The 14409-nt window shown below is 51.0% G+C and carries 17 protein-coding genes; all 17 read left to right on the top strand.

Annotation, left to right across the window (positions count from 1 at the left end):
* Positions 1-30: 30 nt before the first annotated feature.
* On the top strand, positions 31-480 hold the full coding sequence (locus tag QJ48_RS03845; RefSeq protein WP_054972330.1) for a flagellar hook capping FlgD N-terminal domain-containing protein: 450 nt from the start codon (positions 31-33) through the stop codon (positions 478-480).
* On the top strand, positions 477-854 hold the full coding sequence (locus QJ48_RS03840) for a TIGR02530 family flagellar biosynthesis protein (protein WP_054972329.1): 378 nt from the start codon (positions 477-479) through the stop codon (positions 852-854). Before QJ48_RS03845 ends, QJ48_RS03840 begins: the two co-directional genes overlap by 4 nt.
* A 163-nt stretch (positions 855-1017) precedes the next feature.
* Complete coding sequence (flgG, locus tag QJ48_RS03835; RefSeq protein ID WP_054972328.1) at positions 1018-1842, top strand: flagellar basal body rod protein FlgG; 825 nt, start codon at positions 1018-1020, stop codon at positions 1840-1842.
* A 54-nt stretch (positions 1843-1896) separates the two neighbouring features.
* A complete protein-coding gene (locus QJ48_RS03830) occupies positions 1897-2118 on the top strand; it encodes a flagellar FlbD family protein (protein WP_010491294.1) in 222 nt (73 codons plus the stop codon).
* A gap of 25 nt (positions 2119-2143) precedes the next feature.
* Positions 2144-2599: a flagellar basal body-associated FliL family protein gene (locus QJ48_RS03825; protein ID WP_193394388.1), complete on the top strand. Its 456-nt coding sequence runs from the start codon at positions 2144-2146 to the stop codon at positions 2597-2599.
* A 40-nt stretch (positions 2600-2639) separates the two neighbouring features.
* Positions 2640-3641 (top strand): flagellar motor switch protein FliM, encoded by a 1002-nt coding sequence (gene fliM, locus QJ48_RS03820; protein ID WP_025850745.1) that lies wholly within the window; start codon positions 2640-2642, stop codon positions 3639-3641.
* A complete protein-coding gene (gene fliY / locus QJ48_RS03815; RefSeq protein ID WP_054972326.1) occupies positions 3631-4893 on the top strand; it encodes a flagellar motor switch phosphatase FliY in 1263 nt (420 codons plus the stop codon). The genes fliM and fliY overlap by 11 nt, the downstream gene beginning before the upstream one ends.
* A gap of 51 nt (positions 4894-4944) precedes the next feature.
* On the top strand, positions 4945-5307 hold the full coding sequence (locus QJ48_RS03810) for a response regulator (RefSeq protein WP_010491286.1): 363 nt from the start codon (positions 4945-4947) through the stop codon (positions 5305-5307).
* A gap of 232 nt (positions 5308-5539) precedes the next feature.
* Positions 5540-6013: a flagellar biosynthetic protein FliO gene (locus QJ48_RS03805; RefSeq protein ID WP_237762798.1), complete on the top strand. Its 474-nt coding sequence runs from the start codon at positions 5540-5542 to the stop codon at positions 6011-6013.
* Complete coding sequence (gene fliP, locus QJ48_RS03800) at positions 6010-6774, top strand: flagellar type III secretion system pore protein FliP (protein ID WP_054972324.1); 765 nt, start codon at positions 6010-6012, stop codon at positions 6772-6774. Before QJ48_RS03805 ends, fliP begins: the two co-directional genes overlap by 4 nt.
* 25 nt (positions 6775-6799) lie before the next feature.
* Positions 6800-7069 (top strand): flagellar biosynthesis protein FliQ, encoded by a 270-nt coding sequence (fliQ, locus tag QJ48_RS03795; protein ID WP_025850740.1) that lies wholly within the window; start codon positions 6800-6802, stop codon positions 7067-7069.
* A gap of 12 nt (positions 7070-7081) precedes the next feature.
* Complete coding sequence (fliR, locus tag QJ48_RS03790; protein WP_054972323.1) at positions 7082-7864, top strand: flagellar biosynthetic protein FliR; 783 nt, start codon at positions 7082-7084, stop codon at positions 7862-7864.
* Between the two features lie 18 nt (positions 7865-7882).
* Positions 7883-8974 carry a flagellar biosynthesis protein FlhB gene (flhB, locus tag QJ48_RS03785; protein WP_054972322.1) on the top strand — a complete coding sequence of 364 codons (1092 nt, stop codon included), beginning with the start codon at positions 7883-7885 and terminating at the stop codon, positions 8972-8974.
* Positions 8975-8998: 24 nt separating this feature from the next.
* The gene (gene flhA / locus QJ48_RS03780; protein ID WP_054972321.1) at positions 8999-11032 is read left to right on the top strand and encodes a flagellar biosynthesis protein FlhA; all 2034 of its coding nucleotides are present in this window, start codon (positions 8999-9001) and stop codon (positions 11030-11032) included.
* Positions 11029-12327 (top strand): flagellar biosynthesis protein FlhF, encoded by a 1299-nt coding sequence (gene flhF / locus QJ48_RS03775; RefSeq protein ID WP_054972320.1) that lies wholly within the window; start codon positions 11029-11031, stop codon positions 12325-12327. The genes flhA and flhF overlap by 4 nt, the downstream gene beginning before the upstream one ends.
* Positions 12320-13189 (top strand): MinD/ParA family protein, encoded by an 870-nt coding sequence (locus tag QJ48_RS03770; protein ID WP_054972319.1) that lies wholly within the window; start codon positions 12320-12322, stop codon positions 13187-13189. Before flhF ends, QJ48_RS03770 begins: the two co-directional genes overlap by 8 nt.
* Before the next feature lie 60 nt (positions 13190-13249).
* A complete protein-coding gene (locus tag QJ48_RS03765) occupies positions 13250-14365 on the top strand; it encodes a chemotaxis response regulator protein-glutamate methylesterase (protein WP_054972318.1) in 1116 nt (371 codons plus the stop codon).
* Positions 14366-14409 lie beyond the last annotated feature (44 nt).

The raw sequence follows: 14409 nt of genomic DNA, 5'->3' as shown, positions 1-14409 counted from the left end.
GCTTACACCGATGGAGCAGGGGGTGAAACCGTGCCCGATTCAAATGTCAGCACCAGGAACATATGGCCGTATTACGCCAAAGGAAATATTCAGAACGCCGGCAAAGGCGAGGAGAAAGGAAAATTGGGGCAAGACGAATTCCTTAAAATTCTCATGACCCAATTGCAAAACCAGGATCCGACGCAGCCGCTGCAGGATAAAGAATTCATTGCTCAGATGGCTCAATTTACATCCGTCGAGCAGCTTGCCAAAATGAGTTCGGAAATGAAAATGCTTCGGCAGTCGCTAGGATTTGCATCCAGTTTGATTGGTAAAAAGGTTACCTACACCTATGTTGACAAAAACAACAAATCTATCGTCAAAACCGGAACTGTGGAGTCCATCCTTATGAAGAAGGACGAGCAGTACGCAAAAATTAACGGCGACGAAGTGAAAATGGATCAGATCAGCCAAATTTCCAATCCGGAGGTAACTCCATGACGGATCGAATAACGGTTGGTCGCCTGTTTCCGAATGCCGTGGCGCCGCAGCCCGTACGACGAACGGACCCGGAACCGAGGGTTCAGACAACCTCGTTCGATACGATGCTGCAAAATCAACTCGTGCGTTTCAGTCATCACGCGGAAGAACGTTTGCGGCAGCGGGGCATTCAGCTAGGGCCCGAGCAGCTTGTCAAGCTCAACACCGCGATTGACAAAGCCGCGAGCAAAGGCGCAAAGGACTCGTTGATGCTGATCAACGATACCGCTCTGATCGTCAACATCAAGAATCGCACGGTAGTTACAGCCATGGACGGAGCATCGATGAAGGACAACGTATTTACCCAAATCGACTCGGCCATGATTATTTCGTAGCGATAGGCCGGCCCGAATTTCGGAGGCCGAGGTTGTGGACCGACTGAAACAACCGAATAACGAATGTGTTTTAAACTTTGCTGTAACTGTCGTTTATTACATCATCATTGACAACTGTTTTCATCCATTGATGCGCAGTTGCAATATGGGAGGATAACTATCGATGTTAAGATCGCTTTATTCCGGCGTTTCGGGTATGAGAGGCTTTCAGACGAAGCTTGACGTCATTGGTAACAACATCGCAAACGTGAATACGTACGGCTTCAAATCAAGTCGCGTAGCGTTCAAAGACATCATGAGCCAAAAGATTTCCGGCGTAACGGCCCCGACGGATACGGTTGGCGGCGTTAATGCCAAACAAATCGGACTTGGCGTGACGGTTGGCGCTATCGATACTCTCCACACCCCGGGCAGCGCCCAGACGACGAATAAAATAACGGATTTGCGTATTGACGGAGACGGGTTCTTCCTTGTGTCGCCAACTACTGATGTAAATGGGCAGCCGCTCCTTACACGTGCCGGTAACTTTGATCTGGATGCCCAACGTCGTCTCGTTACGGCGGACGGTATGTTTGTTTTGAACACCGGAGGTACAGCTGTGGCGCTGGAAGACACCGTTACCGCATTCTCGATTTCGCAGTCCGGCGAAATTATCGCCATCGGAGCTGACGGGGCTGCAACGCCGACCAATCAATTCATCGCCGTTGCCAAAGTAACAAATCCGGGCGGACTGGAGAAAATTGGAGGAAACTTGTACCGGACGACGCCAAACTCGAATACGGCAGAAATCGTTGTCGATGAGTCCACGGCAAACAACCCAGCCACGGGAACCGGCGCTATCATTTCCGGTCAGCTTGAAATGTCCAACGTGGATTTAACGTCCGAGTTTACGGAAATGATTGTCGCTCAGCGCGGCTTCCAGTCCAACTCGAGAATTATTACTACATCCGACGAAGTGCTTCAAGAAGTCGTCAATCTGAAACGATAGTTTGCTTCAAGGGGGAGTGATTCTCCCCCGATTTTATCCTTTCGGAGGTAACCGATGGTCCGCCTGACACGGCTTAATGGGAAAGCAATCGTTCTGAACGCGCTTTTGATCGAATCAATTGAAGAAACGCCGGACACGATGATCACGCTGGTGACCGGTAAAAAAATCATGGTGCTCGAGCCGGTGACGGAAGTAATGGACACCGTACACCGCTTTTTGCAAACCGTAGGTCTTGTCGGCGGTACGGTTAAGAGCCTGAATTCGGAGGGGTCGTAAGTTGTTTAAAAGCAGAATTTTCATAATGGTTGTTGCTATTCTTATTGCGATTACATTGATATTGACGGCTGCGTTCGTCCTGTGGAACTATATGGATAAAGCCAATCAGAACCCTCAAGAGCAGGCGCAAAGTTCTGCCCGCGATGTAAAACAAGCCAAAAAGCTGACCCCGGATGAGGTCAAGCAAAATACAGTCATCATGAAAGACGTGCTTACCAATTTGGCCGGGGGCAATGGCAAATTCATTAAATTGAGCTTTGCCTTTGAACTGGAAAATAAGAAGGCCAAGGAAGAGTTTGAGAAGTTGGACAGCCAAATGAAGGCCATTGTCATTCAAACGCTATCCGATATGACACCGGAGCAAGTATCGGGAAGCAAAGGCTTCGACAATCTCACTTCCGCCCTTATGAATAAAATGAACCCGCTTCTCCAATCGGGAAAAATGAATCAAATCTTGATTACGGATTTCGTACTCCAATAACTACATAGCATGATGCAGCAGTTCAAAGGAGGTGACGCTAATGGTTGATGTTCTTTCACAGAATGAGATTGACGCCCTGCTAGCGGCGCTTTCTTCAGGGGAAATGGATGCGGAGGAGCTTAAAAAGGAAGAGACGCAGAAAAAAATACGGGTGTACGATTTTAAACGTGCCGTACGTTTCTCCAAGGATCATATCCGGAGCTTAACCCGAATCCATGAAAACTTTGCCCGATATTTGACGACGTATTTTTCCGCTCAGCTTAGAACCTTTGTCCAGATTAACGTCGTGCAGGTCGAACAGCTGCCTTACGACGAGTTCATCCGGTCCATTCCGAAGATGACGATTCTCAACATCTTCGAGGCGGAGCCGCTGGAAGGCCGCATGGTGCTTGAGGTTCACCCGAACGTAGCCTTTGCGATGCTGGATCGGCTCTTAGGCGGAGCGGGGACATCGCCGACGAAAATCAATGCGTTGACCGAGATCGAGACCATTGTCATCGAACGGATTTTCAGCCGGGCCTTCGACAGTTTGCAGGAGGCTTGGAAGACAGTAATCGATTTGTCTCCGAGGCTGGAAGCGCTCGAAACGAATCCGCAATTTATGCAGATCGTATCGCCTAACGAAACGATCGCGCTGATCTCGCTCAGCACCAAAATCGGCGACACGACCGGGATGATCAACCTGTGTATTCCGCACGTCGTCATCGAACCGATTATGCCGAGACTATCGGTGCACCATTGGTTCGTTTCCCAGAAAAAAACAAGTGCGCCGGAGGAGCTGACGGCTCTGCAGTCCAGGCTGCATAAAGCGAAACTGCCGATTATCGCGGAACTGGGTTCTTCTCAAATTTCCGTAAGGGAGTTTTTGAACCTCAATGCCGGGGATGTCATCACGCTTGGCAAATCCGTGAATGAGCCGTTAGACATTCGCATAGGGGAAAAGTTGAAGTTTTACGGCAGTCCCGGGACGACGCGAGGCAAGCTGGCTGTCCAAATCAGCGAGATTGTCCAAGAAGAAGGAGTGGAAGAGAATGACGAATAACAAGGATTATTTGTCTCAAGAAGAGATTGATGCGCTATTGAGACAATCGGGCGATAGCGGCTCCTCCGCTATTTCCGAGTTTGTTCCTCAAGTAGAAGATTATTTGTCTTCTTTGGAGCAAGATGCGCTTGGCGAAATCGGAAACATTACATTCGGAAGCGCGGCTACTGCACTTTCCACCCTGCTTGGCAAAAAGGTGGATATTACGACTCCGAAAGTATCCATTATCGCTCAGTCTGAGCTCGCCGATGAGTTTCCGAAGCCGCACGTGGCTGTCCATGTGAACTACGTCGACGGTTTTCACGGAATCAACCTTCTGGTGATCAAAACCCGGGATGCCCAGGTTATCGCCGATTTGATGATGGGCGGAGACGGGACGGGACAAACGGAAGAGCTCAGCGAAATACATATCAGCGCGGTTCAGGAAGCGATGAACCAAATGATGGGCTCGTCCGCTACTTCCATGTCGACGATCTTCAACCGGTTTGTCAATATTTCGCCACCGGGAATCGACATATTAAATTTAGCGTCAGGGGAAGGAACTGCCTCCCTGCCTCCAGAAGATGTATTTATCAAAATCTCTTTCCGACTGACGATCGGCGATCTGATTGATTCGACCATCATGCAGCTGCTGCCGGTCCCTTTCGCCAGAGAGATGGTGTCTACTTTAATGGGAGGTGGAGATGCAATAGAGGAACCTGCACCGGCGCCTGCACAATCCGCGCCCGTTTCCCAACCGGCACCGGAGCAGCCAGCCTATGCCGCGCCGAGCGCCTTCGGACAAGATCCATATTCGCAGCCTCCGGCAGGGCATCAACCGCCGCCGCAGCACGGTTATCAGCAGCCAGCATACCAGCCGCCGATGACTCCGCCTGCAGCGCAAGCTTATCCGCCGCAGCCGGCCAACTACGGAGTTCCGACGGCAAGGGGAGTGAACGTCCAGCCGGCTCAATTCGCCAATTTCAGTCACCCGCAGCTGTCTCCTGCAGAAGATACGAACTTGAATCTGCTGCTGGACATCCCGCTTAAAGTGACGGTTGAACTGGGGCGTACGCATAAGGTCATTAAGGACATTCTCGAATTGTCTCAAGGATCGATCATCGAACTGGACAAGCTGGCCGGGGAACCTGTCGATATTTTAGTCAATAACAAATTGATCGCCAAAGGCGAAGTCGTCGTCATTGACGAAAACTTCGGTGTCCGCGTGACGGATATTGTGAATCAATGGGATCGGATTCAAAAATTACAATAAGAAATCAACCAACAAGATTACTTAAGCATCCTATAGGAGGAATGGTTACCCATGGCAAACCGTATTTTGATTGTAGACGACGCAGCATTTATGAGAATGATGATTCGCGATATTTTAACGAAAAACGGCTATGAAGTTGTCGGAGAAGCAAACGACGGCGCACAAGCGATTGAAAAATTTAAAGAGCTCCGCCCCGATCTGGTTACGATGGATATCACGATGCCGGAAATGGACGGTATCCATGCGCTTAAAGAAATCAAGAAGCTTGATGGAAATGCCAAGGTTATTATGTGCTCCGCTATGGGGCAGCAGGCTATGGTTATCGATGCGATCCAGGCAGGCGCCAAAGATTTCATCGTGAAGCCGTTTCAGGCGGACCGTGTTATTGAAGCAATCAAGAAAACCTTGGGATAATTTCAACCAGGGGTTAAACGATGGGTCTTGCGCAAATTGAAAGGAAAGTGAAATGTTGAGAAGACTCATAGCCAAGTTATCGTCCGGTGTTGCCATGGTTTGGATGCAAACAGCAGTATGGCCTGCTGCTGTTTGTTTCGCGGAATCAGAAAACCCGGCCCCCTCTGGGGCGGGAATGCTGGGAACACCGGATCGACTTGTAACGGAAGGCAGTTCAGGGGGCACGTTCTGGATGATCTTCCAAGTCCTTTTTTTTCTTCTACTTATTATCGGAATTTTTCTGGTAATCGTGAAGATGATTTCGCAGAAAAATAAATTTTTATCCGGGCGGTCGATACGTTCCTTGGGCGGACTGCCGCTCGGACAAAATAAATCGATTCAAGTTGTCGAAATCGGCCGTTCGCTTTATATCGTCGGAGTAGGGGAGAACATTCAGCTGCTCGAAAAGATCGAGGACGAAACCGAGGTCGCTTTGATTACGGAGCTGATGTCCTCCGGCCCGGCGTTTGCGGGCCCGACCTTCGATTCCATCGGAGGCTGGCTCAAAAAGCTTCGCAACAAGCCGGCAGTCGAAGAAGACATAGAAGTGACAGCCTCGTTCCAAGAGGTGTTTCACACAAAAATCCAGCATATGTCGGATCAGAAGAAACAAATGGAACAGCTGCTCAAGCAAGACACTAATTCAGATCGGTTGAATGATAAATGATGAAATTCAATAAGAGGCTCATTTTCCTGCTGATTCTTCTTGTTCTGTGCGGTTCGCTCGCAAGCCCTGCCTATGCGGCCGATCCGATTCCCGGCATCAACATCGATATCGGGACATCCGACAGTCCGCAGGGAGCTTCGAGCGCCATTACCATCGTGCTGCTGATTACCATTCTCAGCATCGCTCCGGCCATTCTGATTTTGATGACCAGCTTTACCCGAATCGTCATCGTGCTCGGCTTTGTCCGGACGTCGCTCGGTACGCAGCAAATGCCGCCGAATCAAATGCTGATCGGTCTTGCGTTATTTCTTACCTTTTTCATCATGGCGCCAACGCTTGGGGACATCAACCAAACGGCTGTGCAGCCATATCTTAAGGGAGAGCTGACCCAGACGGCAGCGCTGGAGAAAGCATCCGTTTCGATCAAGAAGTTCATGTTTCAGCATACCCGGGAGAAAGATTTAAAGCTGTTCCTGGATTACACCAAGGCGCCACGGCCCAGCGGAGTGGAAGATACGCCGCTTACGGCACTTGTTCCCGCTTATGCGATTAGCGAGTTAAAGACGGCGTTTCAGATGGGCTTTATGATCTTTATTCCGTTTTTGGTCATTGATATGGTCATTGCCAGTACGCTGATGGCGATGGGGATGATGATGCTGCCGCCGGTAATGATTTCGTTGCCGTTCAAAATCTTGCTGTTCATTCTTGTGGACGGTTGGTATCTCGTCGTTCGTTCGCTTCTGCTCAGTTACAATACATAGACGGACCAGCCGGGAGGAGAGCGCATTGAGCTCGGAATTTGTAATCAGATTAGCCGGAGAAGCGGTATACACCACGCTTAAAGCCAGCGCTCCGATGATGGTGCTGGCGCTGGCGGTCGGCTTGATCATCAGTGTGTTTCAAGCGACGACGCAAATCCAGGAGCAGACCCTTGCCTTTGTTCCGAAAATCGTCGTTGTGCTGCTTGCGATACTTATATTCGGTCCTTGGATCCTGACGACACTCGTTGATTTTACCTATAATCTGTTGAATAACCTGTATAAATACGTGGGATAGGTTGTGGGTGAAATGGAGTGGGTTTTGCAGTATCTTCCTGGATTTTTGTTGTTTTTTTGTCGGATTTCTTCGTTTTTTGTCGTTGCTCCCGTATTTGCGGCCCGTAATGTGCCGATGCAGCTGAAAGTAGGGCTATCGTTTTTCGTTGCTTTTATTACTTTCTTCAGCATTGGGCTGGCGACGCCTGTGGCTATGGATTCATTGTATATTCTTTCCGTTTTCCGGGAAGTGCTTGTGGGACTATGTCTGGGGTTCATAGCTTATATGTTCTTCCAGGTCGTTCAGATTTCCGGTTCGTTCATCGACCTTCAGATGGGGTTCGGTATAGCGAACGTGATCGATCCGCTGACAGGAGCGCAAAGTCCGATTCTGGGCAACTTGAAGTACATGATCGCCATGCTGTTGTTTTTAAGCTTCAACGGTCATCATTACTTGCTCGAAGGAATTATGCGAAGCTACGAATGGATTCCTTTGAATAACGATTTGTTTGTTAAAAATTATAACGGTCAGCTTTCGGACTTTATGCTGAAGACGTTCTCTCAAGTATTTGCCATAAGCTTTCAAATGGCGGCGCCGCTTGTCGTCGCGATGTTTCTGACCGATGTCGGTCTTGGGCTTCTCGCTCGGGTAGCCCCGCAGTTCAACATTTTCGTCATCGGGATTCCGGTGAAGATTATCGTTGGTTTTATTCTGCTGCTTCTCCTGTTTCCAGGGTACGAATTGATCTACAAAGAGAAATTCTCGACCATGCTGGAAACGATGGCCAAGTTTTTCGGATTGTTCGCTGGCAGTTAGCGTGTGAGGAGGCAGGCCGTGGCTGCATTACGTTTAAAGCTGGATTTGCAATTGTTCTCGGGAGAGAAAACGGAAGCGGCGACGCCTAAGAAAAAACAAGAAGCCCGCAAAAAAGGGCAAGTAGCCAAAAGCATGGAAGTGCCGGCCGCCTTCATCTTGTTTTTCTCCTTCTTATCGTTTTTCTTGTTCGGAGGCTACATGAAAGAGCGACTCGTCGGTTTGTTTCGCTCGATCTTCATCGATTTTCTCAATATGAACGTCACCATGGATAACAGTATGGTGTTATTCGAAAAGATCGCCACACAAATGTTGTTGATTCTCGGTCCGATTTTTTTGATCTCGATGGTCATCGGCGTTGTTGGAAATTATGTGCAGATCGGCTTTTTGTTTACGGGCGAACCGCTCATGATGAAGTTTAGCAAAATTAACCCCCTCGAAGGGGCGAAGCGGCTGTTCTCCATGCGGGCCATCGTCGATTTTCTAAAATCGGTGCTCAAGATGACGGTAATCGGAGTTGTTGTCTATACGACGTTAATGGCGGAAAAGGACAACATATTGCAGCTTGCGCGGCTGCCGTTGGAAGAAATCATCGCTTTCACTGCTTCCTTGACGCTGCAACTGGGGATTAAAATTGGATTGATACTGATCGTCATGTCAATTTTGGATTACATTTATCAGCGCTATGAGTATGAGAAGAGCTTGCGGATGTCCAAGCAGGATATTAAAGACGAATACAAGAAAACGGAAGGGGATCCGCTGATTAAAGGAAAGATCCGCGAGAAGCAGCGCCGCATGGCACTGCAGCGGATGATGCAGGACGTTCCTAAAGCGGACGTCGTCATCACGAACCCGACGCACTTTGCCGTCGCGCTTCAATACGATGCCTCCAAGATGCAGGCGCCTACCGTTATCGCCAAGGGGACCGATTACATCGCCTTGAAGATAAGGCAGATTGCCAAGGATAACGGCATCATAACGATGGAAAACAAACCGCTCGCCCGCGCGTTATACGCGCAGGTTGAGATCGGAGAATCGATACCGGCCGATATGTTTCAGGCCGTAGCCGAGGTGCTGGCATACGTATACAAAGTTAAAGGAAAAGCGAATTAATCCCGGAAAGGAGGACACCCTGCAATGAAAGCAAAAGACCTGGTCGTGCTGATCGGCGTGATCGGCATCGTTCTGATGATGGTCGTCCCGCTGCCGATATGGTTGCTGGATGTCCTGCTGATTATCAACATATCGGCTGCTCTCATGATCATTTTGATCGGCATGAACACACAGGACGCGCTTCAGTTCTCCATCTTTCCGTCGCTCCTGCTCATCACCACCTTGTTCCGGCTTGCGCTGAACGTATCGACAACCAGAAACATTTTGGCCCATGGGGACGCGGGCAACGTGGTCAGCACCTTCGGATCGTTCGTTGCCCAGGGCAACATTGTCGTCGGTTTTGTGGTATTTATCATCTTGGTGCTGGTGCAGTTTATCGTCATTACCAAAGGCTCGGAGCGGGTTGCCGAGGTAGCCGCACGGTTTACGCTCGACGCGATGCCGGGGAAACAGATGAGTATCGACGCGGATTTGAACGCAGGGCTGATCAACGAACAGCAGGCCAGAGAACGACGCGAGAAAATTTCGCGTGAGGCCGACTTTTACGGCGCGATGGACGGTGCGAGCAAGTTCGTGAAAGGGGATGCGATCGCCGGCATTATCATGCTGCTGATCAATATCATCGGCGGCTTGATTATCGGAATGGCGATGAAAGGGATGTCGCTTAGTGAAGCGGGAGCGCTCTATTCGATCCTAACGATCGGGGACGGTCTCGTCAGTCAAATTCCGGCACTGCTGATCTCTACCGCAGCGGGGATTATCGTGACGAGGGCGGCTTCCGAAGGAAACTTGGCCCACGACTTGACATCGCAAATCTTTTCGTATCCGAAGCTGCTTTATATTGTAGCGGGAACGATTACGGCGCTGGGCATTTTCACGCCGATCCATCTGATCACTACATTGCCGATCGCTGCCATGCTTGCATTCGCAGCTTACAAAATGCAGCAGACGATGAACCGCAAGCAAGCCGCTGAAGTCCAGCTTGAGGAGGAACAGCAAATCGAAGAAGTACGAAGCCCCGAAAGTGTCATCGGCTTGCTGCAGGTTGATCCGATCGAGTTCGAATTCGGATACGGACTTATCCCGCTGGCGGATACGCAGCAGGGCGGCGACCTGCTCGATCGCGTAATCCTCATCCGCAGACAGTGCGCACTCGAGCTCGGAATCGTCGTGCCGGTGATCCGGATTCGCGATAACATTCAACTGCGACCGAACGAATATGTCATTAAAATTAAAGGCAATACGGTCGCACGCGGCGATTTGCTACTCGGTCACTATTTGGCGATGAGTCCAGGAATCGACGACGATTCGATTACCGGGATCGATACGCTGGAGCCGGCCTTCGGGCTGCCGGCGCTATGGATTGACGAACCGACGAAGGAACGGGCCGAGCTTTCCGGCTACACGGTTGTCGATCCGCCATCCGTCGTAGCAACGCATTTGACGGAAATTATTAAGAAGCACGCTCACGAGCTTCTGGGCCGTCAGGAAACGAAGGCGCTTATCGAGAACGTCAAGGAGAATCACCCGGCGCTGGTCGAGGATTTAATCCCGAACGTTCTGTCGATAGGCGACGTGCAAAAAGTGCTGGTCAAGCTGCTTCGCGAAAAAATATCCGTCCGCGATCTCGTCACCATTCTGGAGACGCTCGCCGATTACGGCACGTACACGAAGGATCCGGAAGTGCTGACGGAATATGTCCGGCAGGGATTATCCAGACAAATTACGCAGCAGTACACGACCGGCGGCGAGTCGTTGAAAGTTATTACGGTCGGGCCGACGCTCGAGAAAAAAATTGCGGAATCGGTACAGCAATCGGATCAGGGCAGCTATCTCGCGCTCGATCCGACGTCCAGCCAAGTGATCTATCAGAAGGTTACCGATCAAGTAACCAAGCTGCTTCAAGCAGGGCAGCAGCCGATCGTTCTCACCTCGCCCACCATACGCATGTACTTGAGGCAGCTGCTTGAACGCACGATGCAGGACATTCCGGTCTTATCTTACAGCGAGCTGGAACCGAGCGTTGAAATTCAGAGCATGGGGGTTGTTAATCTATGAGAGTAAAGCGATATGTCGTAGACTCCATGCCGGATGCCTTGCAAAAAATTCGCACGGACCTCGGAAAAGACGCTGTCATCATCAATACGAAAGAAATTCGTTCCGGCGGATTTCTCGGCATGTTTTCGAAGAAAAAGATCGAAGTGATCGCTGCCACGGATTCGGCGGCCGGAAGCGGACAGCCGGCTTCCGGCAGGTCGGCCACCGCTACCTTGGCGAAGCCGGCTGCCCCGGCGGCTAATGCGCTTGTGGGGAGTACGGCTGCAGCTGCCGCTTACGGGGTGCAGCGGGAACGGGAGCGGGAAGCGCAGCCGACGCTGTCGTTTCCCGAAGTGCCGGACGTGCTCCCGGCAAGCCCGCCTCCTCAGGCCGGCCCTGTTGGGGCACCGCCGGCATCCGTCAGCAGCAGAGCCAAGGAAGATACGCTGCTAGAAGAGATCAAGCAAATGAAAGAAATGATGCAGAAGCTTTCTTCACAGCGTATGCCCGAGGCAGCCCAAGATCCGGTCTTAGTGGAACTGGAGCGCCGGCTGCTCGATCAGGAGATCGACTCGCAGATGGTCCGGGAGCTTCTGGACCGGGTATCGGAGGAAGCCGAAACCGAAGACGTTCCGATCACGGAACAATTCGCTGTCCATTCTATCCGGACGCAGCTTCAAACGCTGCTTCAGCCGCAGGGCGGCAAAGGGATCGCTTCCGATACCCGAATCGCTCATTTTGTCGGGCCTACAGGCGTAGGCAAAACGACAACGATTGCCAAGCTGGCAGCCGAACAAGTGCTGAAGCACCGCCGCAAGGTCGGGTTCATCACCTCGGATACGTACCGCATCGCCGCGGTGGAGCAGCTCAAGACGTACGCCACCATTTTGAACGTTCCGCTTGAGGTTGTCTTTTCTCCGCTGGATTTGAACAAGGCACTCGAGAATTTGAAAGACTGTGATCTTATTTTTATGGATACGGCCGGTCGAAACTTCCGCAACGAGATGTACGTATCGGAGCTCAATGCGCTGCTTCAATCCGAAGGGAAGAGCGAAACGTTTCTGGTGCTCAGCTTAACGACCAAATATAAAGATATGAAGGCCATTACATACAACTTCAGCAAGTTCAAGTTAAATAAAGTATTGTTTACGAAAAGGGACGAGACCGATTCGTACGGCGCCGTCGTTAACCTAATCCGCGATTTCGGATTGCAGACTTCTTATATCGCCAACGGACAGAGCGTTCCCGACGATATCGAGGAGTTGAACGAGAGGCAGCTGATCGATTGGATTCTGGAGGATAACAACCATGAATGATCAGGCACAAGAGCTTCGGAATCTGATCAGGCATCGAGCCAACTCCGCAGTAAAGCCGACACGCATTCTCGCCGTTACAAGCGGTAAGGGCGGGGTCGGCAAATCGAACTTTACACTTAATTTTGCTCTTGCGCTTCAAAAAAAAGGGTTCAAGGTACTCGTTTTCGACGCCGATATCGGTCTGGCCAATATCGACGTGCTCATGGGCATTACGCCGAAGTACAATTTGTATCATTTGTTGAAAAAGGAAAAGACAATTTGGGACATCATTCATAAGGGCTATAACGATTTGCAATTTATTGCAGGAGGCTCAGGTTTCAACGACCTGATCCGGCTGTCCGAGGAACAATTGGATTATTTTCAAGAGCAAATCGGTCAGCTGAACGGACATGCGGACTTTATCATTTTCGATACGGGGGCCGGGTTGTCGAAAGAAACGCTCAAGTTTATCGTTGCCGCACAAGAAACGATCGTGGTGACGACGCCGGAGCCGACCTCGATTACCGACGCGTATGCCATTATTAAAATGGTAAGCGCGATGGATTACGACATTCGCTTCCGGCTGGTCGTCAATCGGGTGACCGATTGGCGGGAAGGCAGGCAAACCGCCGAAAAGATCAGCATGGTCGCCAAGCAATTTTTGAATCTGGACATTCCAACCATCGGCTACGTGCTTGATGATGCTGCGGTATCCAAAGCCGTAAAAAAGCAGGTGCCTTTTACCGTAGCTTTTCCGTCGAGCGGCGCATCCAAATCGATCTACGATCTGACCGATGATTTTATTGCGAACCAAAAGCCGGCGGACATGAGCTCGGGGGCGGTCAAAGGCTTCTTGAACCGAATGATTAAGCTGCTTAAATAAAAGAAAAGAGAACGTCCTCCGACCTTCAGATTTCAGACACAACGCAGAGGAGTGAAACGTATGCAGCCTTATGATGTGCTCGTGGTGGATGATTCGGTTTTTATGAGAAAAATCATCACCGACCTTATATCGGGGGACCCGGCGCTGCGGGTAGTAGGAACCGCAAAAAACGGCAAGGAAGCCGTCGAGCTGGTCAAAAAATTGAATCCCCATGCTGTCACCATGGATATTGAGATGCCGGAAATGAACGGGTTGGATGCGCTTCGCGCGATCATGAATGAGCACCCGGTTCCGGTCATCATGTTAAGCAGTCTGACCCAAGAAGGCGCGGCGGAGACCATCAAAGCGCTCGAATGGGGGGCTGTCGATTTCGTCGGAAAACCGTCGGGTTCGATTTCACTCGATTTGCATAAAGTCAAGCAACTGCTGCTCGAAAAACTGCACATCGCGGTAAAAACGAACATGCGCAAGCTGTCGCGTTCCGCGTTGAGCAGGCCGTCGCTGAAAGCGCCGGAGATGCCGAAAGATCCGCGGCCGTTCTCGGAACCGGCCCCAAGAATGGAACGGCGCCCCGCTACAGGTACGGCAGGATTCGAACATATCGTCGCCATCGGCACCTCGACCGGGGGGCCTCGGGCGCTGCACCAGGTGTTGTCCGATTTCCCGGAGCACTTTCCCGCTCCGGTCGTTATCGTCCAGCATATGCCTCCTAACTTTACCAAGTCGCTGGCGCAGCGGCTCGATTCCGTTTCAAGGCTGCGGGTGGTTGAGGCGGAAGCCGGCATGATTCTGGAGAGCGGCACCGCTTATGTCGCTCCTGGCGGCTATCATATGACCGTAGCCCGCAATGGGAACCATTCTTACAAGATCCATCTGACAAAAGAAGATCCGCGCGGCGGACACCGGCCGTCGGTCGACGTGCTTTTCGAATCGCTGCTGCCGATGAGGGAGCTTAAACGCCACATCGTACTTATGACCGGTATGGGCTCCGACGGAGCCAAAGGGATGCTGGCGCTGAAGCAATCCGGAGCCGTAACGACGATCGCCGAATCGGAGGACACCTGCATCGTTTACGGGATGCCCCGTGCGGCGGTGGAGCTGAATTGCGTAACGCATGTGCTCCCCCAGCAAGAAATTACCGCGAAGCTGGTACAAGCCGTCGCCCGCGAGCCCTGACTTCCGGGTAAGCTTTGATAGAACAATTACTCTGATGGAGGTGT

Origin of the sequence: Paenibacillus sp. A3, from assembly GCF_001399685.1 — a bacterium.
Taxonomy (GTDB): domain Bacteria; phylum Bacillota; class Bacilli; order Paenibacillales; family NBRC-103111; genus Paenibacillus_G.
Note: the sequence above shows the minus strand (reverse complement) of the source record. Positions and strands in the feature narration are given on the sequence as shown.

What these genes read in the sequence shown, in the direction of transcription:
- QJ48_RS03840 (WP_054972329.1), top strand. Translation starts at nt 477, where the DNA reads ATGACGGATCGAATAACGGTTGGTCGCCTGTTTCCGAATGCCGTGGCG.
- flhA (WP_054972321.1), top strand. Translation starts at nt 8,999, where the DNA reads ATGAAAGCAAAAGACCTGGTCGTGCTGATCGGCGTGATCGGCATCGTT.
- QJ48_RS03810 (WP_010491286.1), top strand. Translation starts at nt 4,945, where the DNA reads ATGGCAAACCGTATTTTGATTGTAGACGACGCAGCATTTATGAGAATG.
- QJ48_RS03830 (WP_010491294.1), top strand. Translation starts at nt 1,897, where the DNA reads ATGGTCCGCCTGACACGGCTTAATGGGAAAGCAATCGTTCTGAACGCG.
- QJ48_RS03770 (WP_054972319.1), top strand. Translation starts at nt 12,320, where the DNA reads ATGAATGATCAGGCACAAGAGCTTCGGAATCTGATCAGGCATCGAGCC.
- fliY (WP_054972326.1), top strand. Translation starts at nt 3,631, where the DNA reads ATGACGAATAACAAGGATTATTTGTCTCAAGAAGAGATTGATGCGCTA.
- QJ48_RS03825 (WP_193394388.1), top strand. Translation starts at nt 2,144, where the DNA reads ATGGTTGTTGCTATTCTTATTGCGATTACATTGATATTGACGGCTGCG.
- QJ48_RS03805 (WP_237762798.1), top strand. Translation starts at nt 5,540, where the DNA reads ATGATCTTCCAAGTCCTTTTTTTTCTTCTACTTATTATCGGAATTTTT.
- fliR (WP_054972323.1), top strand. Translation starts at nt 7,082, where the DNA reads ATGGAGTGGGTTTTGCAGTATCTTCCTGGATTTTTGTTGTTTTTTTGT.
- fliP (WP_054972324.1), top strand. Translation starts at nt 6,010, where the DNA reads ATGATGAAATTCAATAAGAGGCTCATTTTCCTGCTGATTCTTCTTGTT.
- flhF (WP_054972320.1), top strand. Translation starts at nt 11,029, where the DNA reads ATGAGAGTAAAGCGATATGTCGTAGACTCCATGCCGGATGCCTTGCAA.
- QJ48_RS03765 (WP_054972318.1), top strand. Translation starts at nt 13,250, where the DNA reads ATGCAGCCTTATGATGTGCTCGTGGTGGATGATTCGGTTTTTATGAGA.
- flgG (WP_054972328.1), top strand. Translation starts at nt 1,018, where the DNA reads ATGTTAAGATCGCTTTATTCCGGCGTTTCGGGTATGAGAGGCTTTCAG.
- fliM (WP_025850745.1), top strand. Translation starts at nt 2,640, where the DNA reads ATGGTTGATGTTCTTTCACAGAATGAGATTGACGCCCTGCTAGCGGCG.